The following is a 25980-nucleotide window of genomic DNA, read 5'->3' as shown; positions in this document are numbered from 1 at the left end:
AACGCTTAAAGACTTCAGGGAGCCGGGACCGGCGGGTTCTCAGCCGGATAGAGCGCCTTCAGGGCGTCGTAGAGGACTTTGGGCGCAATGCTCTCGTCCGTGATGCCTGCGTAGGTGACGATCTCCGTGCGGATGCCCTGCTTTTGAAGAAGCGGCACTGCCTCATTGCGGAATGCGCTTTCATTCGTGCGCTCGAACTGCGTGCCGTCATCCATGATGAAGGTGCCGTAGAAAGCGGGCTTCGGGTCCTTCGCCGTGCGGGCGCCGGCCTTCAGAGCCCGGCGCAGAAGCGCCCCCTTGTCCCACCAGAGGGCGGGGTCGAGCACCGCGTAGCCGTCAAAGCTCTCCGGGTGGTGCAGAAGCGCATGGAGAACGAAGAGGCCACCCAAGCCTTCGCCCGCGATGATGCGGCGCCTCACCTTGAGCTGCTGCGGAAGGTTGAGTTCGATGGCGTTCTGCAGTTCCGTCGTGAGAAAGTGGTAGAACCCCTCCGCGCCGCCGCCCCGGGGCTTCATTTTTTCATTGACGTTTCCCTCCTCATCGGCGTTCGACGGGGTGGGCGTGAAGTCCTCGAGCGGATTCCCGCTCACAACCCCCACCACGACGCAGGGACCGAGCCCGGAGACGCGCGGGTCCTCAAGCCAGGCGGCTGAGGCTGCCGCGAAGGGGAAGTATTTTTCCGCATCCAGCACGACGAAGACCGTGACTTCCTGCGGAAGCGTTCTCTGCGCATAGGAAGGCGGAATTCGCAGCCAGTATTCGCGTTCCTCATTGAGAAGCCCCGAATGAAAGCGGTGCTTTTCGCCCAGAATCATCGGCTGCGAAGTGGGCGACGAAAGCACGGAGAGATCTCCGGGAGCCGCGCTCAGAGCGGCAGGGAAGAGTCCCGACGCTGCAAGCGCAAGGGTGAGGAGAATCTGTCGGAGCATGAGGAGAGGAGCTTTAATCTTTGTAGAACCTGAAAATTATGCTCTCTCCTCACTTGCCTCTTCCCCGGATGCCCACTAGGAATAACCCCGTCACGCGGTCTTGCTGCAGGAACACTTTTTAGTCTGCGAATCCTCGCATGAGGCGTTCTTCGGGCAAACCCACCAGGGCGTCATGCAGGCCCATTCGGGCTGCACCGTCACGTGATCAATGCCGAAGCGCCCCTTGATGCCCTCTCGGATCTCATGGAGGATCCTCGGCCAGCACTCGTAGGAGGTAATGAGCACATGGCACTGCACGGCATCGTGCCCCGGGGAAATCGTCCAGACATGGAGATCGTGCACTTCCTCCACATCCTTCACTGAGCGGATGTATTCGCCGACGGCGTCGTAGTCCGTATTCTCAGGCGTGCTGTCGAGCAGAATCCGGATGGAGTCGCGCAGAATCGTCCAGGTGGCGTGCAGAAGGAGCGCACCCACGAACATGGAAAGAAGCGGGTCGACGATCGCCGGACCGCCAAGCCAGATTACGGCGCCCGCAATAATGGCGGCGACCGACCCCATGAGGTCCCCCATCACGTGAAGGAGCGCCGCACGGGTGTTGACGTTCTTCCTGTCGCGCGAGAGCGACCAGGCAACGCCCACGTTGATGATGAGGCCCGTGAGTGCAATCGCCATCACGTTGAAGCCCGAAACGGCCGCCGGCTCGCGGATGCGCTCGAAGGCTTCAAGGAAAAGCCAGAGGACGACGCCGAGCATGATGAGGCCGTTCACGAAGGCGGCAATCACCTCGACGCGCCCGTGGCCGAAGCTGTGAACCTTGTCGGCGCCCTTCATCGCAATGCGGTTGGCGATGAGCGCAAAGAAGAGGCTCATCGAGTCGGTGAGCATGTGGCCGGCGTCGCCGATCAGGGCGAGGGAGTTCGCAAACCAGCCGCCGAGCAGCTCAACGGCGGAGAAGGTGAGCGTGAGGAGCACGGCGAATCCGAGAACGGAGCCGCGGGTCTTTTCCGAAGCGTGCGTGCGGGGGCTGTCGCCTTCGCCGTGCGTAAAGAATTCCGAGGGATTTTCGAGGGGCTGGACCTGCGCGACCGCAAGGGCGCCCTTTTGATTTTCGACTGTCATTTTTGAAATGACTCCTGCGAAAAAAGAAGCAGCAAAGGGCCTCGAAAATGAGAATGAATCCAAAAATCTGCGCCCGATAGAGCAAAACCGCTTTGAGGCGTTCGGGGCTTTTCCCCTCTCGCTTCAAAGCGGTCTTTCAAGGTCTCGATTCTACCGGCAAGAAAAAAGGGCTGCATCAGAATGATGTAACCCTTTGTTTCTCTTAAAGAAGAACGATTCTCAGAAGCGCTCTCTCCCTGAAATCCGGGCGAGCGCTTCCGGTGGCGAATCGCCTTACTTGTTGCCGCCGAGGAGCGGCGTCATGTCGCTGCCCGAAAGGAGGCCTTCCTTCGAGTAGATGCCGAGCTTCGCGCGGGTGTCGACGATGTCGAGGTTGCGCATCGTGAGCTGGCCGATGCGGTCTTCGGCCGTGAACATCGAGTCGCCCTTTTCCATCGTGAGGCGCGAGGGTTCGTAGGTGAGGTTCGGGCTCACGGTGTTGAGGATCGTGTAGTCGTTGCCGCGGCGGAGTTCGAGCGTCACTTCGCCCGTGATGGCCGAAGCCACCCAGCGCATGGCGGTTTCGCGCAGCATGATCGCCTGGCTGTCGAACCAGCGGCCCTGGTAGAGGTAGCGGCCGAGGCGGATGCCGTTCGTGCGGTACTGCTCGATCGTGTCCTCATTGTGGATGCCGGTGACGAGGCGTTCGTAGCAGATGAAGAGAAGCGCCATGCCCGGGGCTTCGTAGATGCCGCGGCTCTTCGCTTCAATGATGCGGTTTTCGATCTGGTCGGACATGCCGAGACCATGACGGCCGCCGATGCGGTTCGCTTCCATCATGAGCGCGACCGGGTCGGAGAACTTCTGACCGTTGATTTCGACCGGGACGCCGTCCTTGAAGGCAACCTTCACGACTTCGGGCTCGATCTTGCAGTCTTCGCGCCAGAAGGGAACGCCCATGATCGGCTCGACGATCTTCATGCTCGAATTGAGGTGCTCGAGATCCTTCGCCTCGTGCGTGGCGCCGAGCATGTTGGAGTCGGTCGAGTAGGCCTTCTCGGCAGACATGCGGTAGCTGAAGCCTTCCTTCTGCAGGAACGCGGACATTTCAGCGCGGCCGCCGAGTTCGCGGATGAAGGTGACGTCAAGCCAGGGCTTGTAGATCTTGAGATTCGGATTGGCAAGGAGGCCGTAGCGGTAGAAGCGCTCGATGTCGTTGCCCTTGTAGGTCGAGCCGTCGCCCCAGATGTTGACGCCGTCCTCGCGCATGGCGGCGACGAGCATCGTGCCCGTGACCGCGCGGCCGAGCGGCGTGGTGTTGAAGTAGAGCTGGCCGCCCGTGGAAATGTGGAAGGCGCCCGACTGAATCGCGGCGATGCCTTCATTCACGAGCTGAGCGCGGCAGTCGACGAGACGGGCCTTCTCGGCGCCGTACTCCATGGCGCGGCGGGGAATGGCCTCATAGTCCGTTTCATCCGGCTGAGCGAGGTTCGCCGTATAGGCATAGGGAAGCGCACCCTTGGTCTTCATCCAGCGCAGAGCGCAGCTCGTATCAAGACCGCCCGAGAAGGCAATGCCCACCTTCTCGCCAACCGGAACGCTTTGAAGAATCGTTTGAGACATGACTAGAAACCCGTTAGAAATTCTTTTCGTAACGCCCGGGGAAATATCGGGCCGTTCATCATTATCGGCGCTGAGCGCGTGATTTTGAGGCTGAAACCGCGCTTCGGATTGCTTTTTTGGAGGTGCGCAAAGAGTATAAGGAAAACACCTTATTTCCTTTGCGTAATAGGCTGTTTTTTGTCGACAATTGGTCGGAATTCACGAAAAATTCAGATGCTTGCCGGCGATCATTGCGCCGCGGGAGAAAGTCCGGAGCGGCTCCTCAGTGCGAGCGCGATAAAGGGCAGAACCTTCCGGTCGTTCGGACGGTTGAGGAAGTGAAGGAGTTCGTGCGGAGGGACGAGGCTCACGGCCTGGCTTTCCCAGCCCGCGTCCTTCGGCGACCCGGCAGCGCGCCTCGCGAGGTAGTAGCGCGTGATCGTCTTCGTCCTCTCAATGTCGCAGAGGTAGGAGAGGGGCTCGGCCACGATGCCGCTCTCCTCCCAGCCTTCCTTCACGGCATTGACGACGAGGGAGAGCCCGGGTTCGAGCCGCCCCTTCGGGAAGGTGGCCTCGACGTCTCCGAACTGATTGGTCGGGTGCGCGAGCCAGATGCGTTGATCGGGCTCAATGATCACGAGGCCGCTCGTGCGGCGCTTGGGACTCTCGGGTTCGGGCGGCTCCGGAAATTTCCGGCAGCGCTTCATGAGCGCGCGCCAGTCGTCCTCGCCCATTTCCTCATGCGTGAAGGGAATGCCGTTGAGACGCTCCGGGAGGATGCCCGGGTGCGTGACGGACCACGTGGCGGCCTCATCGGGGTTGAGCCACGTCCCGGGGGCCGAACCCGAAGTCGGCGAAAAAACGGGGACCGGGTCGCCGTTTTCGTCCCGCGCCGGATGAAAGTAGAGCGCTTCTTCCTGCATGCTGTTCGCAAATTTCTCAAATTGAAGAACGCTTCATTCTACGGGGCGATTTTTGCGGAAGGATGACATCGGCGGGAGTGCCTCGAAAATAAACCACTGGACAGCAACCACAGGCACGGATGCCTTCGCATCGGTAGAAACCTTAACTCAAGCTGAAAGGTAAATCTGAATCAAGAAGAGCACATAAAACCCTCCAGCCAGGTCCCACATGAATACACTGAAGCCATCTGCAGGAGAGCCCTCCGGCATACGAAATGTCTTCCTGCCGCACAGGCCTTCAAGCAGACCAGACAGGCTACTGAGCCCGATCAAGAGGCTTGCAGAGCCTATACCACCCGCTAAACGCAAAAAAGGAGTGTTGTCACATGAACTTTAAGCATTCGTTGCTCGCCCTGACGCTCGCTGCCGCTTCCTCCGCCGCGCTTGCTCTGCCGAACATCGCCGTGCTCGCCACGGGCGGCACGATCGCCGGCGCCGGCCAGTCGGCCACGGGTTCGGCCTACAAGGCCGGTCAGGTGTCGGTCAACCACCTCGTGGCGGCTGTTCCCCAGCTCGCCAAGGTCGCCAATGTGACCCCGGTGCAGGTTGCGCAGATCGGCTCGCAGGACATGTCCGATGAAGTCTGGCTCAAACTCGCCAAGACCCTCGCCTCTGACTGCGGCAAGTATGACGGCTTCGTCATCACGCACGGCACCGACACGATGGAAGAGACCGCCTATTTCCTGCAGCTCACCAACCGCTGCAAGAAGCCGGTCGTGCTCGTGGGCGCCATGCTTCCGTCGACCGGTCTCTCCGCTGACGGCCCGAGGAACCTCTATCAGGCTGTGATCACGGCTGCCGAGCCGAAGACGGCCGAACAGGGCGTCGTCGTTGCGATGGACAACGTCGTCATCGGCGCCCGCGACGTCTATAAGTCGAACACCACGCAGCCCGAAACCTTCCAGGCCATGAACTTCGGCAAGGTGGGCTGGATCTTCAACGACAAGGTCACCTACGAAGCCGTGGGCCTGCGCGCCCAGCTTCCGGCTCCGTTCGACGTGACGAAGCTTGATTCGCTCCCCAAGGTCGGCATCGTCTACAACCATGCCGGCGTTGAGAAGTATCAGGCCGAAGCGCTCGTGAAGGCAGGCTATAAGGGCATCGTCTCCGCTGGCGTCGGCAACGGCAACGTCCATAAGGACATCTGGCCCGTGCTCGAACAGGCCGCCAAGGACGGCATCGTTGTGGTCCGCGCCTCCCGCGTTCCGACCGGCTCCGCCACGAAGGACGCCGAGGTCGACGACCAGAAGATGCACTGGGTTGCCGCTCAGTCGCTGAATCCCCAGAAGGCCCGCGTGCTCCTGCAGCTGAGCCTCACGAAGACCGGCGACTGGAAGGAAGTCCAGAAGTACTTCGACAAGTATTAATTTGTCGCAGCGACCCTCACGGCCTCCTCAATGAGGAGGCCGGAGATGGAGGATAGAAGCCGGCCGTACCGCATTTCCGCGTACGGCCGGTTTTTCTTTTTCTTCTCTCCCTTAAGTCGTTTTCTGCCGCCCGCCGCATCAGAATGGCTTTCAGCAAAATCCGCCAGGAGCCCTCGCCCCGGAAGGGGCGGGGAGGAATGGCGGCTAATCGGTTGTCTGATTCTCAATGTACTTTTTAAGAATTTCCTGGGAAGCTCCGCCTACTGAACAAGCGAAGTAGCTGCGCGACCAAAATAGCCCTGTTTTGCCGACTTCAAGAATCCCTGGATACTCTTCGCGAATCTTCCGAGACGAACGCGTTTTAAAGCGGCTCACCATCTCGCTGATGCTCACCTTCGGAGGGTAGCTCACGAGCAGGTGTATGTGATCCGCCTCCCGTTGGCTGCAGCCTAAATCTTCGGCCGTAATTCCGAGTGAGACAAGCACGCTTTCCAGCACCTTCGGCGTCATCACTTTGCGCCGGTATTTCGTCGTGAAATGCACATGCAGTTTCGTTTCGCCGTGACGCTAAATTTTGAAGTAATGGAACATTGAATTCAACGTTGACTCCGCATTAACTATTGATATAAGATCATTTTATGATCCACTAATAAATCTTATTAACTCCCACATGCTCCGTGCGGCGAAATTCCGCATCTATCCGACTGCCGCTCAGGAGGCCTTCCTCTGGGCACAGTGGGGTGCTGTCCGCAAGTGCTGGAACATGGCACTCTTTCTGAAAAAGCATTACTACCGCACGAGGGGCGTATCGCTCAACCTCATCCACGAGATCAAGCCGCTCATCGCCAGAGCCAAGAAGTCGAAGAAATACGCATGGCTCAGGGAATACGATTCAATGGCGCTTCAGGAAACGGTGCGGAATCTCAACAAGGCCTTCCGTGCTTTCTTTGAGAGAAGAGCGGGCTATCCGCACTACAAGTCCCGCAGAGGTCCGCAGTCGAGCTATCACTGCACCAACGTCTCCGTCGGGCCCAACTACGTGCGGGTGCCGAAGATGGAGCCGATCAAGGCCCGGATCCACCGTGAGGTGGTCGGCAAGGTGAAGAGCATCACGCTTGAAGCCGATGCCGCCGGCGACTATTACGCCGCCGTGCTCTGGGAGGATGGTCTTGCTGAAAAGGAACCTCTGAAGGAGATCTATGAGGATCAGGTCATCGGCATTGATGTCGGCATCAAGGATCTTCTTACGGTATCGAACGGCCGTAAGGAACCCAACCCGAGGCATCTGAAGCGCGCCCGCAAGGCGCTTCGCCGCAGAAGCCGGCAGTTTTCAAGAACAAAGAAGGGCAGCCGCCGGCGCGAGAAGGCGCGCCGCAGGCTCGCACGCGCGCATAAGCGCGTGGCTAATGCCCGCAACGACAACCTTCACAAGGTCTCTTCGCGACTCGTGAACGAAAGCCAAGCGCTGGCTGCGGAGAGTTTGAGAATCATCAACATGCTGAAGAACCACTGCCTGGCGGAGTCAATAGCTGATGCCGCCTGGGGCGAGCTCTTACGAATGATTGCCTACAAAATGAAGCGGGAAGGAAAGTACTTCATGCAGATCGATACTTTCTATCCCTCTTCAAAGACGTGCTCCTGCAGCGGCTTCAAGCTTGAGAAGCTTGATCTGGCGACGCGCGAATGGACTTGCCCGTACTGCGGCGCTCACCATGACCGCGACGTCAACGCTGCAGCCAACATTCGGGCAGAAGGCATTAGAAAATTGAGGGCGGAGGGGCTACCCGTCCTGCGGAGAGAAATGTCCTCTCCTAATGCTCGCTGAGGTCGTGTAAATCCCGGAGACATCCGGGTTGTGACCGAGGAAGCGAGAAGCCTCGCCCAATCCGCAGGATTGGACGGGGAGTAGTCACCCATTCCTCCCGTTCCTTATCCGGAGAACTTCCTCATGCCGCTAATCGGCGCTATTGCCGGCGATATCCTCGGATCCCGCTACGAATTTGCAAACTTCCGCGGCTCTCCCGAAGCGCTCGTCATTTTTCCGCCGGGCGCATTCCCGACGGACGACACCGTTCTCACCTGCGCCGTAGCAAAGGCGCTTCTCGATGCCCGCACGCCCGATGGCTCGGTTGACCATGAGCGCTTCCAAAGTCTTATTGCGCCGACGCTCAGAAAGGTTGCGGGCGACCATGGAAGCGCCGGCTACGGCGCGCGCTTCATGCGCTGGGTGCTCAGCGACGACGCGCCCGCTCCCATGAGCTTCGGAAACGGCGCCGCCATGCGGATTTCTCCCTGCGCCTGGGCGGCGCGGACGCCCGCGGAAGCGCTTGAGCTCGCCCGCATAGCAACGCTCCCAACCCACGGACACCCGGAAGGTCTCATGGGTGCGGCCGCTACCGTTTGGGCGATCAACGCCTTCCGGGCGAATCAGGCCGAAAACGACATTCGAAGCGAATGGGAGAAGCGCTTCGGCAGCCTCGGTCCTCTACCGAAACTCGAGAGCCTCACGCCGCCCATCCCGACGGATCTTTCCTGCCGTGGCACCGTGCCGCTTGCGCTTGAAATCGCGCTTCAGAGCCGAAGCTACGAGGAGACCATCCGCCGGGCGGTTGCGCTCGGAGGCGACTGCGACACAATTGCCGCCATTGCGGGTTCGATTGCTGCGGGCCGCTATCCAATCCCGCAGGCGATCCGCGAAAAGGCGCTCGCGCTGCTCCCGGAGGATCTCCGCCGCATCGTGCTCGACTTTGCAGAAGCCTTCCCGCTCCCGTCTCTTTCCTGACGACATTCGCCAATTCGCGATTTTCCAGCCATACTCTCACCTGCCGGACGCTTCCGACCGATTGAAAAGCGCCGGCAGAACGCGGCGAAGAAATACCACACAAAAAAAAGGAAAAACAAATACATGACCCCGGATCTCGTTGAAGACATCCTTGAAGCCATGCGCTTTCACCCCTCCGTTGAAGCCTGGGACGAACCGGGCACGATCGTCAGCATGACGACGTCGAACGGCCCGTGCGCCCTCAAGGTGGCGGAAATCTCGCCCGACGAGGAGACGATTGCCGGGTACGACCTGAGGACCAAGAGCTTCGTCGTCTGGCGCTTCAGCCAGATTTCCGACGTCAGAATTCTCGAGCGGTGAGATCCGGGAGACTTCCCGTCTCTGATCCGCTTCCTTCGAGGTCTTTGCCATGCCCAGAGTCAAGCTTCATCGCCCGACCTCTCCCGACGATCGTCCTCTGGAACAGAGGGACGAATTCGAGGCGGGCCTCTTCCCGGAAATTGCCCCGGAACCCGCTCAGCCCGAAAAGCCCAAGTACGAGGCCTGGCCCGACTACGTTCCGCAGGAACTCCCGCATGAGCGGACGTCGTATCTTCCCAACATCAAGCAGCAGGCGCTTGAGCTCTTTCGCGAAGGCTGCGGCTACAAGCGCACCGCAAGCCTGCTGGGCGTCCCGGCGTATACGGTGCGCGACTGGGCGCGCCTTTACAGGGAAGGGAAGTTCCATCCCCAGGAGGATGCTCCGGATCTCTTCGAAGGGCTCGAGCCGGAAGAGGAAGTTCAGAAGGACGGCCTCTTTCATCTTCCGGACATCGTGCTTCCCGGGAAGCCCTGAAGCCTTCCGGCGGCGCCATAATTCCTCTCCCATCATTCCGGACGCAGCAGAAAACGCCCGAGAGGACCAAGGAACGCCGTCATGTCCGTCAACTTTCACGAATTAATCGAAGGCTTTCACAACTTCAAGGAATCCTATCTTCTCAAGGAACACGAGTTCTTCGACCGTCTTGCGCACGGACAGAACCCGAAAACGCTCGTCATCGCCTGCTGCGACTCAAGAGCAGACCCGGCAATTCTGATGGGCTGCCGCCCGGGCGACCTTTTCGTCGTGCGAAGCATTGCGGCGCTCGTACCGGGCGCTCAGGATGCAGGAGACCCCGATGCCGTCCTCGCAGCGGTTGAATACGGCGTGAAGCACCTTGACGTCGACCACATCATCGTCATGGGGCACTCCAATTGCGGCGGCATTCAGGGGGCGCTTTTTCCCCACAAAATCGCCGATGAAAAATGGATCTCGCGCTGGGTGATGCTCGCTCATCCGGTAGCCGAGGAAATCCGCCGCGAGGAGCCCTCGGGCGAAACGGAGCTTCTCGCTCGCCGCACGGAAGAAGGCGCGGTGCTTCTTTCGCTCGAGAATCTCCTCTCCTACGCGTGGCTGCGCGAAAAAGTGGAATCGGGCGCGCTCTCGCTTCATGCGCTCTACTACGACATGAAGGCGAAGACCATGAACATCTGGAACGCCGAAAGGGAAGACTTCGAGCCGATCGTTCCCGTCTAACTCATTTTCCCTATTGACGAAACCTTTCTTCATCAGCAATCATGTTTTCACGCTCCGTCGTTCAGGAACGAGGAGCGATAGAGAAAACATCCTCACCTTGGCAGCTGAAATGCAGAACACCTTCACGCACACGCTTCCCGTCTTCACGGGTTACTGGTGGTGGCGCCTCTCGAAAGAGCGGGTGCTCTCCCCACGTGCGCGCATGAACTGAAAGTTCGAGCAAGCATTTCAGAGAAAAAGCCCGCGGAACTCCTTCCGGCGGGCTTTTTTCATACCTGGGCTCCCAAAAGACAGATTCCGCGGCAGACCGAAATCCCAATCCCTTCCGAAGGAATCTCCATGCAGAAGCATCAAGCGAAAACCGGTTTCCGATGGCCGATGGGCAGTTAGCCCCGCCTTCGCCCTAATCCCCGATTTTCTCCCTTTTTTCTGCTTTTTCATCTCTTTCGGAGTCCGTCATGCAGTCCTATTTTGAAACCCTCGCCGCCCGCCATAATCTTTCCCGTGAGGATGCCCGCGCGCTCTTTGCTCAGATTTTCGAGGGCAAGCTCGATGCCGCGCAGCTCGCCGCCTGCCTCACCGCCCTCAAGATGAAAGGCGAAACGCCCGAGGAAATCGAGGGCGCCGCCAACGCCATGGTGAATGCCGCCACGCGCTTCCCGCGTCCCCGCGGCTTCGAGATCGGAGAAATCGTCGGCACCGGCGGCGACGGCGCTCAGACCATCAACGTCTCCACAACGACCGCGCTCATTGCGGCCGGCATGGGTCTGCACATCGCGAAGCACGGCAACCGCGGCGTGTCGTCAAAGAGCGGCGCTTCCGACCTTCTGAATGCGCTTGGGGTCGACATCCGCCCGACCCCGGACGAAAGCAGCGAACTCCTTGCCCGCACGGGCTTCTGCTTCTGCTTTGCGCAGCTCTACCACCCGGCCATGCGCTTTGCGGGCCCCGTGCGCGCGAGCCTTCGCACCCGCACGATTTTCAACATCCTCGGGCCCCTCACGAATCCGGCCCGCCCCGACTACGCCCTGATCGGCGTTTACGATCCTGCGCTTCTTGAGACGGTCGCCGCGACGCTTCGCGAGCTCGGCATGAAGCGCGCCTTCGTGGTTCACGGGGGCGGCCTCGATGAAGTCGCGGTCCACGCCGATACGGATGCGGTCGAACTCACGGAATCGGGCGAACTCATCCGCCGCCGCTTCACGCCCCAGGATTTCGGCATTGTGGAGCCCCATGCGCTCGAAGACCTTCAGGGCGGTGATCCGGCCGACAACGCCGAAATCACGCTCGCGCTCCTCTCTGGCCGCGGCACCAAAGCGCAGAAGGACTTCATCGCCGCGAACCTCTCGCTCCTGCTTCTTCTCGGCCACCGCGCGAAGACGCTCCCTGAAGCGCTCGCCATGGCCCGCCACGGGATCGCGCTCGGCTGCGGCCTGAAAACCCTCGAAGCCCACCAGGCTTTTGCCGAAGCCCATCGAAAGGCCCTCGGCGAAGCTTCCGCCCGAAAGGCCGCATGATGACTGAAGCGCGCTTTTCCCGTCCACTGCCGGGTCGCGTCGCTGAAGCGGCCCGCAGAAACCCGTTCATCGCCCCCGCAAAAATCGACGGTACCGTTCTTGCGCCCATCGTTTCGGCGGCCTCTGAACGGGCGCATGCGCTCCCTCACGCCTCGGCTGACGAAGAAGCCAGAGCCCGGAACGAGCGCGGGGCGCTCTTTCAGAAAGCGGGCCTCCAAACGCCGCGCACCGGGTGCTTCGAGGCAGCGCTTCGCCGGGAGGGAAGCCGCATGATGCTCGAAGTGAAGGCCGCGTCTCCCTCGAAAGGCCTCATGCGCGGGACCGTGGACCTCAACGATTACGCGAATGTGTACGGACGCTATGCCGATGCGGTTTCCGTCCTCACGGAGCCCCGGTTCTTCGGAGGCTCCTTCGAGCGCCTCGCCGCGCTCCGGCTTCTCACGGACAAGCCGCTTCTTGCGAAGGACTTCATCGTGAGCCGGGAGCAGATCCTCGCCGCCTTCCGTTCGGGAGCCGATGCCGTTCTCCTCATGCTCTCCGTCCTCTCGGACGAGGGCTACCGGCTGCTCGCGGACTACGCTCACTCGCTCGGGCTCGAAATTCTCACGGAAGCCTCCACCCCGGAAGAAGCCCGGCATGCCGCTGAGTTCGGCGCCCGCGTGATCGGCATCAACAACCGCAATCTACGCACGCTCGAGGTCGACCTCGGGAGGGCCCCGGCCATTGCCGAAGAGATCCCGGGGAGCCCCGTCATCGTTGCGGAATCGGGCTACCGGAATGCCGCCGACATTCTGAAAGCGCGCGCCGAGTCGCCTGCCATCAACGCCTTTCTCTGCGGGTCGGCGCTTTCGCTTGCAGGCGACCTCTCGACGGGCGTCCGCGAACTTCTCTACGGTCACTCAAAGTGCTGCGGCATCACGCGCGCCGAAGACGCCCTGAACGCTCTGAAGGCCGGCGCCTCCTCGATCGGCATCATTCTCACTCCGAGATCAAGGCGCGCGGTGACGCTGGATCAAGCCGGGAGGCTCGTGAAGGAGATCCGCCGGAGCGCCCGGGAGCTCGGACTTTCCGCCGAAATCGCCGCCGTCATCGATGCGGCTCAGTCGGGCGAGGTCTCCGCCATTGCGGCTGCCCTCGAACCCGAAGTCCTGCAGATTCACGGCGCTCTTTCCGACGACGCATTGAGAGCGCTTCATGCAGCCTTCCCGGCGCTCCGGCTCGCTCCTGCCGTGAGCCCCGAAGGGCTCTCTCGGGACCAACTCGACTCGCTCGCGCGCCGCATCGGGCAATTGATTAAGGAACAGACCATCGACCGGGCGGTGCTCGACAGCGCTTCTGCCGGTCAGACCGGCGGCACCGGAAGATCCTTTGATTTTTCGCTCCTCGCCAGTTTCCGGGACATTCCCCGGATCGTCATTGCGGGAGGGCTCTCCGAAGCCAACGCAGCTCAGGCTGCCCACGCCTTCGGAGAGAACTTCTTCGGCCTCGACTTCAATTCCGGCGTCGAGGACGCGCCCGGCATCAAGTCCAACGGGAAGCTTCGCGACGCCTTCGGCGCCATCCGGGGCATCCGCAGCTAAAAAAAACAGAACTTACTACGCAAACTTTTCTCAAACGGATTTCGCCATGAAGCTCAACCCCTATTTCGGCCGTTTCGGCGGTCAGTTCGTTCCGGAAGTTCTGATTCCGGCCCTGGATCAGCTCGAGGACGCCTTCATTGAAGCTCAGAAGGATCCCGCCTTTCAGCGCGAGCTCGCTGATCTCCTCGTCAACTACGGCGGCCGCCCGACGCCGCTTACGCGCTGCCGCAACCTCACGCAGGGAACAAAGACGACGATCTACCTCAAGCGCGAGGACCTCATGCACGGGGGCGCTCACAAGACCAACCAGGTGCTCGGCCAGGCGCTCCTCGCCCGCCGGATGGGCAAGACCCGCATCATTGCGGAAACGGGCGCGGGCCAGCACGGCGTCGCCACGGCGCTCGCCTGCGCACTCCTCGGCTTCAAGTGCCGCGTCTACATGGGCGCGAAGGACGTCGAGCGCCAGAAGCCCAATGTCTTTCGCATGGAGCTCATGGGCGCAGAGGTCGTGCCTGTGACGGCCGGCCGCGGCACCCTGAAGGAAGCCTGCAACGCGGCGCTTCGCGACTGGGCCGGGAGCTTCCATGACACGCACTACATGCTCGGCACCGCTGCGGGTCCGCATCCCTTCCCCACCATCGTGCGCGAATTCCAGAAGGTGATCGGCGAGGAGGCCTGCAGACAGTTCGCGGAATTCGAGGGCGGGCTGCCCGACGCCGTCATTGCCTGCGTCGGAGGCGGCTCGAACGCGATCGGCATCTTTACGGACTTCGTGCCCTTCAGGGACGTGAAGCTCTTCGGCGTCGAACCCGCGGGCAAGGGCCTTGAGACGGCCTTTCACGGCGCGACGCTTGAAAAGGGAACGCCCGGCATCTTCTTCGGCGCCCGCTCCTACAACATGCAGACGCCTGAAGGGCAGATCGAGGAATCCTTCTCCATCTCGGCCGGCCTCGACTTCCCGTCGGTAGGCCCCGAACACGCCTACCTCATGGAAACGGGGCGCGCAAAGTACGTGAGCGCCACCGACCGCGAAGCCCTCTCGGCCTTTATTGAGCTCTCGCGCCGCGAAGGCATCATCCCGGCGTTGGAAAGCGCCCATGCGCTTGCCTATGCACTGAAGCTCGCCCGCGAAAATCCCGGGAAGGAGCAGAAGCTCATCGTGAATCTCTCCGGACGCGGCGACAAGGACATCTTCCAGGTGAGCGCCCGGCTCGAGGAGGAAGGGCTCTTTGCGAACGGAAAGCTTTCGCCCGATGCCGCCGAAGCGCTTCTCAAATAAGGCGCCTCTCCAAAGAAACCTAAATCTCAACTGCTGCCGGATACACCCAAAATGACTGAGCCCAATCGTTTTCAGAAACTCTTTGAAAGGCTTCGCGCCCGCCGCGAAGGCGCCTTCGTTCCCTTCGTGAACCTCTGCGACCCGGATCCCGAAACCTCGCGCGAGGTTATTGAAGCGCTGATTGAGGGCGGCGCCGATGCGCTCGAACTCGGCATTCCCTTTTCCGATCCCTGTGCGGACGGTCCCGTGATCGAAGCTTCCGCCGGACGGGCGCTTGAAGCCGGATCCACCACGGAAAAGTGCCTTGCGATCGTGAAGAGCGTCCGCGGGGCGCACCCGGAGCTCCCCATCAGCCTCATGCTTTACGTGAATCTCGTGACGGCCCCTGGGATCGACAACTTCTTCAGGGCCGTTCATGCCGCCGGAGCCGACGCCGTGCTGATTCCGGACGTACCCATCTCGATGCGCGAGCGCGAGCCCGAATGGGATGAGGCCGCCGCGGCCGCCGGCGTCTCCCTCGTTGCGATTGCCCCTCCGAAGGCGTCGCCTGAGCTCCTCAGGAAGGTTGCCGAACGCTCCAAAGGCTACGTCTATCTCCTCTCCCGCACCGGCATTACCGGCACGGACCGCGCGGCCGAGATGCCGCAGCTCGATGAGGTCGAAGCGCTCCGTGCTGCGCACTCCGCGCCTCTTCTTCTCGGCTTCGGCATTTCCCGGCCGGAACATGTCGCGGCCGCGGTCAAATCGGGCGCCGACGGCGCCATTGCGGGGTCAGCCGTCACGAAGATCATTGCGGAAAACCTCGGGGATAAGGGAAAAATGCTCGCTTCCCTTCGCGCATTCGTGAAGGAGATGAAGGCGGCAGCCCGGCTCTCCTGAGAAATTCGGAAGGACCAATGGAAAGAAGCGCATCACCATGACGGAATGCGCCTCTTTCCTTATGGAGGATCCCGGAGAGCCCGGATCTTCCTCAACGCTGCGGGAAGAAATAGCGGAGGTCGGGATTCGACTTGTCGCGCGTCACGAGGCTCACGGCGACAAAGACGAGCACTTCAACGGCAAAGGCGGGAACGATCGCATGAAATCCACCGAGGTCGGGCTTCATGAGAAGCGCCCAGGCGTAGACGGCAAAGCCCGCGACGATCGAAATGAGGCATCCTGCGGCCGTTGCGCGCCTCCAGTAGAGACCGCCCGCGAGCGGAAGGAGGAAGGCGAGCTCGAGCCCTCCGAAAGCGCCCATGTTGATCCAGGCCACAAGATCAATGGGGTGGAGCGCAAAGAGCATGGCCGCGATGCCGAGGACGAGCGTCGTGCCGCGCGAGAAAAGAAGAAGCGCCCGGGATTTCTCTTCAAATTCCGGCCGCATGGCGATGAGGAGATCCTTCACCACGGCCGCCGACGCGGCAATGAGGAGCGAGCTCACCGTCGACATGGTGGCGGCGAGCGGCCCGATCAGCGTGACGCCCGCTTCAAGCGGGGTCATGTGCTGCGCAATGAGGCGCGGAATCAGATGATCCGTTGAGGCGCCGCCCAATTCAAGCCCGGGAACGCCGCGCGCGAGAACGCCGATCGTGGTTACGCCCACCATCAGGGCGCCGCAGACGATCGTGCTCACGATCATCGCGCGGTGAAGGTCGCCCGAGGTCCGGTAGCTCATGCAGCGGACCGCCGACTGCGGGAGCCCCGCCGTGCCGAAGCCGACGAGCACCCAGGCCGAAAAGAGAAGCGACCACGGCAGCGCCCCGCCCGCATTGGGAGTAAGCATCGTGCTCGCTGCCGCGCCGGCGGCGGGGTCGCTCAAGCCCGCCGCAGCTACGCGCTCCATTGCGAGCTCAAGGCCTCCGGCCTCGTGAATGACGGAGCTCCCGAGCATCACCATGCCGACCAACATCAGAATTGCGCAGACCGTGTCGGTCCAGGCAACCGCCCGGAAGCCGCCGAAGGCGGTGTAGAAAACCGTGAGCGCGCCGAAGAGAAAGAGCCCCGCTTCAGGCGTAATGCCGGCCGCTTCGGAAAAGATGGCCGCGCCACCGATGAACTGTCCCGTCATCATGGCGGTGAAGAAGACGAGGAGCGCAATCGAGAGGATGACGGAGAGTGCCGGGCTTCTGAAGCGCTTGTCGATGAGCCCCGTCACCGTAATCGCGCCGCAGGCGCGCGAGACGATCGCCATCTTCTTCCCGAAAAGGCCGAGGATGAAGAAGCCCGCAATGATCTGCGGGGCGGCGAAGACCACCCAGCCGAGGCCGAGCTTCCAGGCGATGCCCGGACCGGAGACGAAGGAAGAGACGGAGCCGTATGTGGCAATAAGGGTCATTGCCAGCACGAATCCCGAGAGAGAACGGCTTCCCAGAAAAAATTCCCCGCTGAAGGCGCGTCCCGCCTCAAACCTGCGACTGCGCGTACGCTCCGTCCAGAGCATCGTGAAGACGAGAACGAGGAAGAAAAGGATCAGAGGAATGAAGATGAGCATGGTGTCCGTCATCATTTCGCTCCTTCGTTCGCTTTGACTTCCCCCGCGTCATCAGGCGTGATGTCGAGCGGAATATCCCGGAAATAACGCCTCACGATCCAGACCACCGCGACGATGGAAAAGAGGTAGCCCCCGGGCACGGCAATCATGAACCAGAGCGGGAAGCCCCAGAAAAGCGCCTTGCTTGAGGCTGAGAGATAAAGCGTCCCCCAGAAAAAGACCGTCACGGCGACGGCTGCCGCGAGGGTCGCCGCCGCTTCGCGCGAGCAGGCCCGGAGCGCTTCATCGTATTGCGCTTGAGGAGCGCTTTCGACAGGATTCCTTTCTGCCGGGCCGGCCGCCCTATTTTGAATATCAGACATCTCTCGCTCAGGACCGCAGAATCCGGGAGCGCTTCACGGAGAGCTCTCGGATCCCGATAAATCCTTTAATTTAAAAGGTAAACATTGTACATTGTAGGAGCACCTAAAAGCGAAGACGCCCCGCAATCATGTTCATGAAGCCTAGTCCGTACGGGCGAGGATATCTCAAGAATCCTGCACCAAAATGCCCGCACCGAGCTCCCTGCGCCCGGCCGCCGGAGGCTTAGTTCCAGCGCTTTTCCTTTTCGGGAGGCAGTATGCCGGCATCCCGCATGGCGCCCTTGAGAAGGAGCAGATCATCCCAGGACTTTGCTTTTTCAAGGGGCGAGCGGAGCAGATAGGACGGGTGATACGTGACGATTGCCGGTACGGTTTTCCCTCCGATCGTCACCTGATGAACGCGTCCGCGCTGCCGCCCGATCGAGAAATTCCCCTCGAGCTTCAGAAGCGATCCGACTGCAAAGCGGCCGGCAAGAAGGAGCACCTTCGGCGCAAGAATCTCGAGCTGGCGCTCGAGATAATGCCCGCAGCAGGTGATTTCCTCGGGTTCGGGATTGCGGTTCATGGGCGGGCGGCACTTGAGGACATTGAGAATGACGACGTCCTTTTTGCGCACGATATTTAGGGACTCGAGCATCGAGGTGAGAAGCTGCCCGGACTTTCCAACAAAGGGTATGCCCTGAAGGTCTTCCTCCGCTCCCGGAGCTTCGCCCACAATGACGAGACCGGGACCCGGATCGCCGTCGGAAAAGACCACGTGCTGACGGCTCGACGCCATGGAGCAGAGCCTGCAGGCATTGGCGAGCGTTCTGAGTTCTTCCCAGCCGGCCGCGCGGATCTGTTCCGCAAGCGCCTCGGGCATTCCCATGTGCGCGGTCTGAACGGGTTCCGCCGGCGTCTGAGGCGCCTGAGCCGCCTGAGGCGCAGTCGCCCGAGGGGCGGGTCTGACGGGCGCGCCGCCCGCAGGCTTCTGAGCCGCTGCACCCGTCTGAGGACGAGCGGATGCCGCGGGCTCCCGGAGTTCCCTCACGAGCGTGCCGAGTTCAGGGAGAAACGGATCCTCCGTTTCTCTCAGAAGCCAGACGGGGCCGAGCCCCATCGCTTCAATCAGTTCGCAGTCTTCGCGGGTAAAGCTCATGATGCGCTCCCGTCGGCCTTGTCGTTCCCCGCGGGAATCGGCGAAAGGGTCATGAGAAGCGCATCCTCGCGGCCCGCTCCTTTTTCTCCCGGATAGTATCCGCGACGGATCCCGGTCTGAAGGAAGCCGAAGCGCTTATAGAGCCCGATGGCGGGAAGATTTCCCGCCCGGACCTCGAGATTCATGAGAACCGTTTTGCCGTGAAGCTCGCCGAGCACGAAGGAAAGGAGACGGGAGGCGAGCCCCTGCCGCTGCAGGTCGGGACGAACGCCGATGATGAGGAGTTCGGATTCATCGAGCACCGTCATGACGACGGACCAGGCGGCAATCCTGCCCTCTTTTTCGAGGACGTAGCCAAGGTGCCCTGCCTGAAGCGAGTCGAGAAAATTCCTTTCGCTCCAGGGAGAAGCCTCAACGAGCGCCTCGAGGCGGGCGAGTTCTGGGGCATCCTCCGCCCTCATCGGGCGGATTGCGGTGAATTCCCCCTTCATTGAAGCCTCTCGCCGCGGGCGCGTTCAGCCATGGTGAGCGCGACGCGGTTGCGGACGTAGACGGGAGCCGCGAGCTCAGGGCGAACCACTTCGCCTGCGTCAAGCATCATTGCCGCAATGCGGCCGATGGCTTCCGGGCGCGAGCTTCTGCTCGCCGTGTGATGAAGCGTCTCGGAAAGCGCCATTTCGTCGCCGTAGACGAGTTCGGCGCTCCCGATCAGATGACCGGCGCCGAAGCGCGCGAGAAACGCCGCCGCATCCGCGGGCGCCGCGATTTCCGGGCCCGCGAGAAGTTCGAGCCGTGCCGAAGGATCCTCCGGCACGCGCCAGACGCCGCCGTAGCATTCATGCATGCGGGCGTCGTTCAGGACCGCAATGACCTCTCCGGCGGGGAGGTGTTCGGAATCTCTCAGCCACTCGGCCTGCGCTTCAAGGCTCGAAACCGGCGCCGTCATGCATTCGAGCGCCCAGGCAAGCCCCTGCGCCACGCCGCAGGCGACACGAAGACCGGTAAAGGATCCCGGACCGGCGCCGAAGGCAATGAGGCTCAAGTCCGTCTTTTCGACCCCGGCGTCCTTCAGAAGATCGCGGATCATCGGAAGAATGATCTCGCTGTGACGGCTTCCGACCGTCTCCACCCGACTGCCGATCAGCTCGGTCCCTTTAAGGAGCGCCGCTGCACAATCTTCCTGCGCGGTATCGAGCGCAAGGATCAGAGGTAAGGATCCGGACATAAAAAAGACGCCTCTTCTCGGCATGAAATATAGGAAGTTCAGATTATACGAGAGGGCGAAAGAGCGAAAGAGCGAAAAAAGCCGGGTCTTCTCAGAAAAGATCCGGCTCTTTATGAAGAATTTTCTGCGCTCAGTCGGGAGCGGCGAATCACCGTTCCGAATGATGCGGTCCGCGGGCGGCGGGAGGCGGCAGGGGCTGCGCCGAGCCGTCATGCGCGCCGTGCGCGCGTCTGAACTGCATGTGCACTTCCATGATCTGCTCGCGCATCAGGCGGCGCTCTTCGCCGCAGAGCTTCGGGCGAACGAGTTCGCGGCCGTTCCTCGCGTCGAACGAGAAGCGCCGGCGAAGGGCTTCGCGGTCGCGTTCGGAAAGACACATTCTGAGGCTCTTTCTCTCTTCGGGCGTCATGCCGCGCCAGTAGGAGAGCTTTGAGGACTCATCGAGAAACGGCCAGAGCCTTGCGCGTTCTTCAGCGGACATGCTGCCCCAGAGCTGCACGCAAGGCGCCTCCGCAGTCCCGCAGTCCTTCGCCTGAGGGACGCCCGCCACGGTACCGAGCGGCTCATCCGTAAGCTCGGCCGCAAAGGCCGGCCCTGCCGCAAGGCAGGCTGCAAGCGCGAGAACTGGAGAACAGTAACGACTAACCATGAAATAAAGTCTCAAAGAAAGGAGGAAAGCCCGGACGCAGGCGCTTTCCTAGAGTAAGCGCGGTGCTCGCGGAGTCCCCTCCGGGGGTCTCTGTCGAATTTCAATATATCAGGGGGAATCTCTCCGATTTGCGCCAAGAATTAGTAAACCGTGACAGAACATTGCCGCTCGTGAGCGCGCTTTCCTGAGGAAAAACGCCTTCCTTGCCGCTCAAAGCGTCATTTCAAGTCGCATTGAGCGATAAAAGTTCACTCTCATGAAGCGCCGCATTTACATTTACCCCTGAAGAAAACTGACTTCAGCTGCAATTTCAGCGGAAATTGCCCGTCATGTATCTTTGAGCGCGTATTTGTAACATCGAATTGCCCGAGGGTGACGAAGCGGGGAATAAGGTGAAACAATTGAAGCATCGAAATTCATTGGGAAGTCCGCAGCGAGAAGCTCGCCTGCCGCTTCCTTCCTCGCCATCAGGAGCGAACAAATGGTTGAACGCACCCCCAAGATTCTTGTCGTCGACGATGACCCCCGTCTGCGTGATCTTCTGCGCAGGTATCTCGGCGAAAACGGCTTCACGGTCTTTGTGAGCGAAAACGGCGAGGCGATGAAGCGTCTCTGGGTGCGCGAGCACTTCGACGTTCTCATTCTCGACCTCATGATGCCGGGCGAAGACGGTCTTGCCATTCTGAAGCGCCTGCGCTCCGAAAAGGACACGACCCCGATCATCATGCTCACGGCCCGCGGCGAGGACGTCGACCGCATTCTGGGTCTGGAGCTCGGCGCCGACGACTACCTCGGCAAGCCCTTCAATCCCCGCGAGCTTCTCGCCCGCATTCACGCGGTGCTGCGCCGCCGTCCGCGTCAGGACGCGCCGGGCGCGCCCTCGCTCGAGAATGAAGTCGTCCGCTTCGGCGACTTCGAGCTCGACCTCGGCACGCGCGTTCTCAAGAAGAACGGCGAGGTGGTTCCGCTCACCACCGGCGAATTCGCCGTGCTCAAGGCCTTTGCCCGCCATCCGCGCCAGCCGCTCTCGCGCGACAAGCTCATGGAAATGGCCCGCGGCCGCGAATACGAAGCCTTCGACCGCTCGCTCGACGTTCAGGTTTCGCGCCTGAGAAAGCTCCTCGAACCCGATCCCTCGAAGCCCCGCTATCTCCAGACCGTCTGGGGCCTCGGCTACGTCTTCATTCCGGACGGCCACGCCTGATTGACATTTCAACGACGCCCGTTTACAAAAAGAGGACGTACGGTCTCAAAAGAAGTCCGTGCGTCCTTTTTGCCTTTTGTTCCTTCTTCTGATATCGGCGGCTCCCGAGCCCGAACTCATTCTTCTCTCCTTCTGCCGTGTCCTGGATCTCACAACTCAAAACGAGCCGTCCGAGTCTTTTCTGGCGGACGTTTCTCCTTCTCTGCGGACTCCTCTTCTTCTCCGTGATCGGATGGCTGCAGAGCTTCCGCGTGCTCTCCGAACTCCCTTATTCGCAGGGCGTTGCGCAGCACATCGTCTCGACGGTGAATCTCACCAAGTACGCGCTCGTCACCGCCGATCCCCTCTACCGCGTGGATCTTCTGAAGACGCTCGCGGCGCGCGAAGGGGTTCTTATTTCCCCGCGCGACCCCACCGACAAAATCTTTCGCATTTCAGGCGAAGGCTACAACGGGCTCATTGATCAGCTCGTGAAGACCTCGCTCGGTCCCGACACCATTCTCGCCACGCGCGTCAACGGCAACGACGGCCTCTGGGTCACCTTCGACATCGACGGCGACACCTACTGGCTCCAGACGAAGGACGACGTGCTCGATCCTCCGTACGGCACCACCTGGCTCTGGTGGGCGCTCGCAGCGGGCATTGCGTCCCTCTTCGGCGCCACGCTCCTCGCACGCCACGTCGTGCAGCCGCTCGCAAGACTTTCGGCATTCGCGCGCGAAATCAGTCAGGGGAAGAAGCCCGAACCCCTTCCGGAGGATGCCAGCACGTCTGAAATTCAGGCGGTCAACGTGAGCTTCAACCGCATGGTGGAGGATCTCGGTCATATGGAAGCCGACCGCGAGCTCCTTCTCGCCGGCGTCTCGCACGACCTGCGCACCCCGATCACGCGTCTTCGCCTCGAGGTAGAGCTCGCCGACCTTCCCGGAGACTCCCGCGAAGCCATGGTGAGCGACCTCGAGCAGATGGAAAACATCGTCAACCAGTTCCTCGCCTATGCGCGCCGCACAAACGAAGACCAGGTGATGGTGAATTTCGGCGAAGCCGTGACGGCCGCCATCCACAATGCCCGCATTGAGACCGATTCTTCCGTGGAACTCACGGCGGAAAAGCTCCCCGACGACATCTTCGTCATGGCGCATCCGCTTGAGCTCTCGCGCGCCATTCAGAACCTCATCGTCAATGCCCAGCGCTACGGCAGAAGCGACGACGGCATTCTGAGGCTCTCGATGACGCTCACGAAGAGCCCCGACGGAAGGACGGCAACGCTTGCCGTTGCCGACCAGGGTAAGGGACTCCCGGAAGACCAGCGCGCCCGCGTGATGCGGCCCTTCGAGCGCGGCGAATCTGCGCGCTCGGGCGTTACGGGATCCGGCCTCGGACTCGCCATCGTCGACCGCATCGTGAAGCGCTCCGGCGGCTCCGTCGAGCTTGCGGACGCTGATCCCCACGGGCTCCTCGTGCTCGTCAACTTCCCGGTTCTCCAGCCTTCCACCCTGAAGAAGGCGCTCAAGGAACAGGACAAGGCGGCGCAGAAGCTCGCGAAGGAAGAAGGCCTCGTGCCGCCTTCAGCAGCGGAAGACCAGAAGAAATCCTGAAGCCGCAAAGAAAGAGAGTCGTAAAGAAAGCCCGGAAGAGTTCATGCTCGTCCGGGCTTTTCTCAATTCTTTTTCCGCCCGTTTGCGCAGGCTTCCGTCAGAAGCCTCCGGCGAGAAGGGCAAGCACTCCGCCGCGGTTCATTTCGCGGCTGCGGCCCGAACATGCCTGCTGCACCGAACGGGCAGCACGCTGGGCGCGAGTGCGCAGACTCGAAGCGTGAGCCGCTTCGCCTGCTTTTTTAACAACAACTGTACCGTCAGGCGCAATGGAGAAATCCACGCTCGAATTGCCTTCTGCGAGACCGAGATAATCGCGAATTTCCTTGGGGATTGTGACCTGACCCTTGATGGTGAGACGATGCGTCGCCATGACCGTTGCTCCTCTTTAGCCGTCTTCAGGCCCCTTGCCTGGGCGCGGCAATTCGAAACGAAATCCAGCCCGGAGCATTCGCGTGCCTCCTTTGCACGCCGCGGGCGCTCCCACCCTCACTCGCCGTCAGTCGGAACGCCTCAAATCCTTTTGGGTGCATTGCGGCCTGTTCCCTCAGAAGGGAATGACGGCGTACTCAAAGAGAATGAAAAGCCTTCCGGCGACCAAGACATCACGGATGGGTTCAGATTCTGAACCCCTGTTGCCTATGCCCGAATAATGATGTGTTTCCCCCGCAGGGAATTGGGCGCAACTCGCACAGACCGGGAGGGACCCGGCATTGTGCTTGGGTTCCCCGCTCGAGTCTGCGGGGAATTCCGGGAGCGTTTGAATCAGAATCTGCTGATCCGGCTCCCGGCATCGGGAAAAGAAACGCTTTCCTTTCCGTTCATGATGCTGTGAGGGTTAACGCTATAGCTATTTATGCGGAAAAGCAAGCCTGAAGAAGGATGCATCCCATTGATCCGCTACGGCAACTACCTTACTCCACACGACTTAACTCTGTCGGATCTCCAGTGAAATCAATGCGCTAATGTGAAAATGACATCATTCCCCTGCAATTTCCCTCTTTTTCTCCCTAAAGCACCTCAATTCCCCCAAAGCAGAACTCGCGTCCAGCGTATATTCTGATGGCACGTAAAGGATTTTTCCTCCCTTTGACTTTTATCAAGGAGCGACAACCATGCCACTCCAAACCTCATCGGTCTCGGTTGATGCCGTTTCGAATTCGACCAAGATCTGGGCGTTTATTCTGGGGCCTGTGCTCGCCATCCTCGTCTACTTTCTCCTGCCCGACAGCTTCGTCAATACGGCAGGCAAGGTGGTCGAGTTCGGCCACGCCGGCAAGGCCTGTGCGGCAGTCACGACCCTGATGGCCATCTGGTGGTTCAGTGAAGCGCTGCCGATTGCCGTGACGGCGATGCTGCCGATTCTGCTTTATCCGCTTCTGGATATTGCAACTCCCGTCAACACGATGCGCCACTATGCCTCGGGAACGATCTTCCTCTTCCTCGGCGGCTTCCTCATCGCTGCGGCGATTCATCGCTGGCACCTTGACCGGCGCATTGCGCTCGTGACGATTTCGCTCTTCGGCACGAAGCCGAAGCAGATGATTTTCGGTCTCATGATCTCCACGGCCTTCCTTTCGGCCTGGGTTTCCAATTCCGCAACGGCAGCCATGATGGTGCCGATTGCCGTGGCCGTGATGGGCGTCATCCGCTCCACCCAGACGAGCCCGGAAATCTCGAAGGACGAGAGAAATTTCGCCGTCTGCGTGCTTCTCTCCATTGCCTATGCGGCCTCGATCGGCGGCATGGCGACCCTCGTGGGTTCGCCCCCCAACGGCATCTTCGCGCGCTTCGTTGAAGACACCTATCACGTGCAGGTTTCCTTCCTCGGCTGGATGAAGGTGGCGCTTCCCGTGACGCTTCTCCTCCTTCCCGCGACCTACTTCCTTCTCACGCGCTTCCTCTTCCCCGTCAACATGGAAGGCATCCCCGGCGGCCGTGAATGGATCAAGGGCGAACTGAGAAAGCTCGGACCCCTTTCGCGCGGCGAAAAGATCGTTCTCGTGATCTTCGTGCTCGCAGCTGTCCTCTGGATGTTCGGTCCGGTTCTGCGCGGCCTTGAAATCAACGGCGCAAGGCCCCTGAAGCCCCTCTCCGACGAACTCATCGCCATGGGCGCAGGCATCCTTCTCTTCATGATTCCGGTTGACGCCAAGCGCGGCATCCACGCGCTCGACTGGAACAGCGCCAAGGATGTGGTTGCCTGGGACGTGCTCCTCCTCTTCGGCGGCGGCCTCTCGATGGCGGCGGCGATTCAGTCGACGGGCGTCGCGGCCCTCATCGGCGCCCAGGCCTCCGTCTTCCAGGGCGTGAGCGACCTCGCCTTCATGACGGGCATTTCCACCGTGATCACCTTCGTCTCTGAAGTCACGTCGAATACGGCTCTCGCTGCAACGATGATGCCTGTGGTGGCAGCAGCTTCCGAAAGCCTCAACATCAATCCTGAAGCGCCGCTCTTCGCGATGGTCATCGCCTGCTCGTGCGCCTTCATGATGCCGGTGGGCACGCCTCCGAACGCGATCGTCTTCGGCACGGGGCGCTTGAAGATCGCCGACATGGTGAAGGCCGGCATCTGGCTCAACATCATCGCCGTCATCATCGGCGTCGGCTGCAGCTATTTCCTCGGCCGCGGACTGATCCCGATGTAATCGGAACCCATT

General features: G+C 60.9%; 25 protein-coding genes. 13 read left to right on the top strand and 12 right to left on the bottom strand.

Annotated elements, in window-relative coordinates; all coding sequences use genetic code 11:
* Positions 1 to 14: 14 nt before the first annotated feature.
* The 4 genes from Q0106_RS07585 to Q0106_RS07570 all read right to left on the bottom strand — a co-directional run bounded on the left by Q0106_RS07585 (position 15) and on the right by Q0106_RS07570 (position 4555).
* On the bottom strand, positions 15 to 929 hold the full coding sequence (locus tag Q0106_RS07585; RefSeq protein ID WP_297611087.1) for an alpha/beta hydrolase-fold protein: 915 nt from the start codon (positions 927 to 929) through the stop codon (positions 15 to 17).
* A 90-nt stretch (positions 930 to 1019) separates the two neighbouring features.
* Positions 1020 to 2051, bottom strand: coding sequence for a cation diffusion facilitator family transporter (locus Q0106_RS07580; protein WP_297611083.1), 1032 nt, complete (start codon positions 2049 to 2051; stop codon positions 1020 to 1022).
* Positions 2052 to 2324: 273 nt separating this feature from the next.
* Positions 2325 to 3653 (bottom strand): argininosuccinate synthase, encoded by a 1329-nt coding sequence (gene argG, locus Q0106_RS07575; protein ID WP_139688728.1) that lies wholly within the window; start codon positions 3651 to 3653, stop codon positions 2325 to 2327.
* A gap of 227 nt (positions 3654 to 3880) precedes the next feature.
* Complete coding sequence (locus Q0106_RS07570) at positions 3881 to 4555, bottom strand: NUDIX hydrolase (protein WP_297611080.1); 675 nt, start codon at positions 4553 to 4555, stop codon at positions 3881 to 3883.
* Positions 4556 to 4920: 365 nt separating this feature from the next.
* On the opposite strand from Q0106_RS07570, the gene ansB reads away from it, so the two are divergent.
* Positions 4921 to 5961: an L-asparaginase 2 gene (gene ansB, locus Q0106_RS07565; RefSeq protein ID WP_297611077.1), complete on the top strand. Its 1041-nt coding sequence runs from the start codon at positions 4921 to 4923 to the stop codon at positions 5959 to 5961.
* Between the two features lie 204 nt (positions 5962 to 6165).
* Here ansB and tnpA read toward each other — a convergent pair whose 3' ends face one another.
* Complete coding sequence (tnpA, locus tag Q0106_RS07560; RefSeq protein ID WP_297611075.1) at positions 6166 to 6504, bottom strand: IS200/IS605 family transposase; 339 nt, start codon at positions 6502 to 6504, stop codon at positions 6166 to 6168.
* Between the two features lie 127 nt (positions 6505 to 6631).
* On the opposite strand from tnpA, the gene Q0106_RS07555 reads away from it, so the two are divergent.
* The 9 genes from Q0106_RS07555 (at position 6632) to trpA (ending at position 15553) form a co-directional block, all read left to right on the top strand.
* Positions 6632 to 7786, top strand: coding sequence for an RNA-guided endonuclease TnpB family protein (locus Q0106_RS07555; RefSeq protein ID WP_297611073.1), 1155 nt, complete (start codon positions 6632 to 6634; stop codon positions 7784 to 7786).
* Positions 7787 to 7909: 123 nt separating this feature from the next.
* Complete coding sequence (locus tag Q0106_RS07550; protein WP_297611070.1) at positions 7910 to 8743, top strand: ADP-ribosylglycohydrolase family protein; 834 nt, start codon at positions 7910 to 7912, stop codon at positions 8741 to 8743.
* A 123-nt stretch (positions 8744 to 8866) separates the two neighbouring features.
* Entirely contained in the window at positions 8867 to 9103 is a 237-nt protein-coding gene (locus Q0106_RS07545; protein WP_297611068.1) for a hypothetical protein, read from the top strand.
* 49 nt (positions 9104 to 9152) lie between these two features.
* Positions 9153 to 9578, top strand: a complete 426-nt coding sequence (locus tag Q0106_RS07540) for a helix-turn-helix domain-containing protein (RefSeq protein WP_297611066.1) — start codon at positions 9153 to 9155, stop codon at positions 9576 to 9578.
* 81 nt (positions 9579 to 9659) lie between these two features.
* Positions 9660 to 10298 (top strand): carbonic anhydrase, encoded by a 639-nt coding sequence (locus tag Q0106_RS07535; RefSeq protein ID WP_297611064.1) that lies wholly within the window; start codon positions 9660 to 9662, stop codon positions 10296 to 10298.
* 458 nt (positions 10299 to 10756) lie between these two features.
* Positions 10757 to 11815 (top strand): anthranilate phosphoribosyltransferase, encoded by a 1059-nt coding sequence (gene trpD, locus Q0106_RS07530; RefSeq protein WP_297611061.1) that lies wholly within the window; start codon positions 10757 to 10759, stop codon positions 11813 to 11815.
* On the top strand, positions 11812 to 13395 hold the full coding sequence (gene trpCF, locus Q0106_RS07525) for a bifunctional indole-3-glycerol-phosphate synthase TrpC/phosphoribosylanthranilate isomerase TrpF (RefSeq protein WP_297611058.1): 1584 nt from the start codon (positions 11812 to 11814) through the stop codon (positions 13393 to 13395). Before trpD ends, trpCF begins: the two co-directional genes overlap by 4 nt.
* Before the next feature lie 46 nt (positions 13396 to 13441).
* On the top strand, positions 13442 to 14674 hold the full coding sequence (gene trpB, locus Q0106_RS07520) for a tryptophan synthase subunit beta (protein WP_297611055.1): 1233 nt from the start codon (positions 13442 to 13444) through the stop codon (positions 14672 to 14674).
* 51 nt (positions 14675 to 14725) lie between these two features.
* Entirely contained in the window at positions 14726 to 15553 is an 828-nt protein-coding gene (gene trpA, locus Q0106_RS07515) for a tryptophan synthase subunit alpha (RefSeq protein WP_297611052.1), read from the top strand.
* Between the two features lie 91 nt (positions 15554 to 15644).
* Here the strand turns inward: trpA and panF are convergent, their stop codons facing one another.
* The 6 genes from panF to Q0106_RS07485 all read right to left on the bottom strand — a co-directional run bounded on the left by panF (position 15645) and on the right by Q0106_RS07485 (position 20521).
* Entirely contained in the window at positions 15645 to 17162 is a 1518-nt protein-coding gene (gene panF, locus Q0106_RS07510; protein ID WP_297611049.1) for a sodium/pantothenate symporter, read from the bottom strand.
* Positions 17159 to 17509 carry a YhdT family protein gene (locus Q0106_RS07505; protein ID WP_297611046.1) on the bottom strand — a complete coding sequence of 117 codons (351 nt, stop codon included), beginning with the start codon at positions 17507 to 17509 and terminating at the stop codon, positions 17159 to 17161. Before Q0106_RS07505 ends, panF begins: the two co-directional genes overlap by 4 nt.
* Before the next feature lie 223 nt (positions 17510 to 17732).
* Positions 17733 to 18647, bottom strand: a complete 915-nt coding sequence (locus tag Q0106_RS07500; RefSeq protein ID WP_297611043.1) for a uracil-DNA glycosylase — start codon at positions 18645 to 18647, stop codon at positions 17733 to 17735.
* Entirely contained in the window at positions 18644 to 19138 is a 495-nt protein-coding gene (gene rimI / locus Q0106_RS07495) for a ribosomal protein S18-alanine N-acetyltransferase (protein ID WP_297611039.1), read from the bottom strand. Before rimI ends, Q0106_RS07500 begins: the two co-directional genes overlap by 4 nt.
* Positions 19135 to 19872, bottom strand: a complete 738-nt coding sequence (gene tsaB, locus Q0106_RS07490) for a tRNA (adenosine(37)-N6)-threonylcarbamoyltransferase complex dimerization subunit type 1 TsaB (RefSeq protein WP_297611036.1) — start codon at positions 19870 to 19872, stop codon at positions 19135 to 19137. Before tsaB ends, rimI begins: the two co-directional genes overlap by 4 nt.
* Before the next feature lie 148 nt (positions 19873 to 20020).
* On the bottom strand, positions 20021 to 20521 hold the full coding sequence (locus tag Q0106_RS07485; RefSeq protein WP_297611032.1) for a hypothetical protein: 501 nt from the start codon (positions 20519 to 20521) through the stop codon (positions 20021 to 20023).
* A gap of 481 nt (positions 20522 to 21002) precedes the next feature.
* Between Q0106_RS07485 and ompR the strand changes: the two genes are divergently transcribed.
* Both ompR and Q0106_RS07475 read left to right on the top strand, forming a co-directional pair.
* On the top strand, positions 21003 to 21725 hold the full coding sequence (ompR, locus tag Q0106_RS07480; protein WP_297611030.1) for a two-component system response regulator OmpR: 723 nt from the start codon (positions 21003 to 21005) through the stop codon (positions 21723 to 21725).
* Between the two features lie 224 nt (positions 21726 to 21949).
* A complete protein-coding gene (locus tag Q0106_RS07475; protein ID WP_297611027.1) occupies positions 21950 to 23323 on the top strand; it encodes an ATP-binding protein in 1374 nt (457 codons plus the stop codon).
* Positions 23324 to 23420: 97 nt separating this feature from the next.
* Here Q0106_RS07475 and Q0106_RS07470 read toward each other — a convergent pair whose 3' ends face one another.
* Positions 23421 to 23693, bottom strand: coding sequence for an AbrB/MazE/SpoVT family DNA-binding domain-containing protein (locus Q0106_RS07470; protein ID WP_139688709.1), 273 nt, complete (start codon positions 23691 to 23693; stop codon positions 23421 to 23423).
* Positions 23694 to 24435: 742 nt separating this feature from the next.
* Here Q0106_RS07470 and Q0106_RS07465 point away from each other — a divergent pair.
* Complete coding sequence (locus Q0106_RS07465) at positions 24436 to 25968, top strand: DASS family sodium-coupled anion symporter (protein ID WP_297611023.1); 1533 nt, start codon at positions 24436 to 24438, stop codon at positions 25966 to 25968.
* Positions 25969 to 25980: the final 12 nt, after the last annotated feature.

Source organism: uncultured Sutterella sp. (assembly GCF_937923675.1).
In the GTDB taxonomy this organism is placed as follows: domain Bacteria; phylum Pseudomonadota; class Gammaproteobacteria; order Burkholderiales; family Burkholderiaceae_F; genus Sutterella.
The sequence above is the reverse complement of the archived record's forward strand: the minus strand, read 5'-3'. Positions and strand labels throughout refer to the sequence as shown.

What these genes read in the sequence shown, in the direction of transcription:
- Q0106_RS07585 (WP_297611087.1), bottom strand. Translation starts at nt 929, where the DNA reads ATGCTCCGACAGATTCTCCTCACCCTTGCGCTTGCAGCGTCGGGACTC.
- Q0106_RS07580 (WP_297611083.1), bottom strand. Translation starts at nt 2,051, where the DNA reads ATGACAGTCGAAAATCAAAAGGGCGCCCTTGCGGTCGCGCAGGTCCAG.
- argG (WP_139688728.1), bottom strand. Translation starts at nt 3,653, where the DNA reads ATGTCTCAAACGATTCTTCAAAGCGTTCCGGTTGGCGAGAAGGTGGGC.
- Q0106_RS07570 (WP_297611080.1), bottom strand. Translation starts at nt 4,555, where the DNA reads ATGCAGGAAGAAGCGCTCTACTTTCATCCGGCGCGGGACGAAAACGGC.
- ansB (WP_297611077.1), top strand. Translation starts at nt 4,921, where the DNA reads ATGAACTTTAAGCATTCGTTGCTCGCCCTGACGCTCGCTGCCGCTTCC.
- Q0106_RS07555 (WP_297611073.1), top strand. Translation starts at nt 6,632, where the DNA reads ATGCTCCGTGCGGCGAAATTCCGCATCTATCCGACTGCCGCTCAGGAG.
- Q0106_RS07550 (WP_297611070.1), top strand. Translation starts at nt 7,910, where the DNA reads ATGCCGCTAATCGGCGCTATTGCCGGCGATATCCTCGGATCCCGCTAC.
- Q0106_RS07545 (WP_297611068.1), top strand. Translation starts at nt 8,867, where the DNA reads ATGACCCCGGATCTCGTTGAAGACATCCTTGAAGCCATGCGCTTTCAC.
- Q0106_RS07540 (WP_297611066.1), top strand. Translation starts at nt 9,153, where the DNA reads ATGCCCAGAGTCAAGCTTCATCGCCCGACCTCTCCCGACGATCGTCCT.
- Q0106_RS07535 (WP_297611064.1), top strand. Translation starts at nt 9,660, where the DNA reads ATGTCCGTCAACTTTCACGAATTAATCGAAGGCTTTCACAACTTCAAG.
- trpD (WP_297611061.1), top strand. Translation starts at nt 10,757, where the DNA reads ATGCAGTCCTATTTTGAAACCCTCGCCGCCCGCCATAATCTTTCCCGT.
- trpCF (WP_297611058.1), top strand. Translation starts at nt 11,812, where the DNA reads ATGATGACTGAAGCGCGCTTTTCCCGTCCACTGCCGGGTCGCGTCGCT.
- trpB (WP_297611055.1), top strand. Translation starts at nt 13,442, where the DNA reads ATGAAGCTCAACCCCTATTTCGGCCGTTTCGGCGGTCAGTTCGTTCCG.
- trpA (WP_297611052.1), top strand. Translation starts at nt 14,726, where the DNA reads ATGACTGAGCCCAATCGTTTTCAGAAACTCTTTGAAAGGCTTCGCGCC.
- panF (WP_297611049.1), bottom strand. Translation starts at nt 17,162, where the DNA reads ATGATGACGGACACCATGCTCATCTTCATTCCTCTGATCCTTTTCTTC.
- Q0106_RS07505 (WP_297611046.1), bottom strand. Translation starts at nt 17,509, where the DNA reads ATGTCTGATATTCAAAATAGGGCGGCCGGCCCGGCAGAAAGGAATCCT.
- Q0106_RS07500 (WP_297611043.1), bottom strand. Translation starts at nt 18,647, where the DNA reads ATGAGCTTTACCCGCGAAGACTGCGAACTGATTGAAGCGATGGGGCTC.
- rimI (WP_297611039.1), bottom strand. Translation starts at nt 19,138, where the DNA reads ATGAAGGGGGAATTCACCGCAATCCGCCCGATGAGGGCGGAGGATGCC.
- tsaB (WP_297611036.1), bottom strand. Translation starts at nt 19,872, where the DNA reads ATGTCCGGATCCTTACCTCTGATCCTTGCGCTCGATACCGCGCAGGAA.
- Q0106_RS07485 (WP_297611032.1), bottom strand. Translation starts at nt 20,521, where the DNA reads ATGGTTAGTCGTTACTGTTCTCCAGTTCTCGCGCTTGCAGCCTGCCTT.
- ompR (WP_297611030.1), top strand. Translation starts at nt 21,003, where the DNA reads ATGGTTGAACGCACCCCCAAGATTCTTGTCGTCGACGATGACCCCCGT.
- Q0106_RS07470 (WP_139688709.1), bottom strand. Translation starts at nt 23,693, where the DNA reads ATGGCGACGCATCGTCTCACCATCAAGGGTCAGGTCACAATCCCCAAG.
- Q0106_RS07465 (WP_297611023.1), top strand. Translation starts at nt 24,436, where the DNA reads ATGCCACTCCAAACCTCATCGGTCTCGGTTGATGCCGTTTCGAATTCG.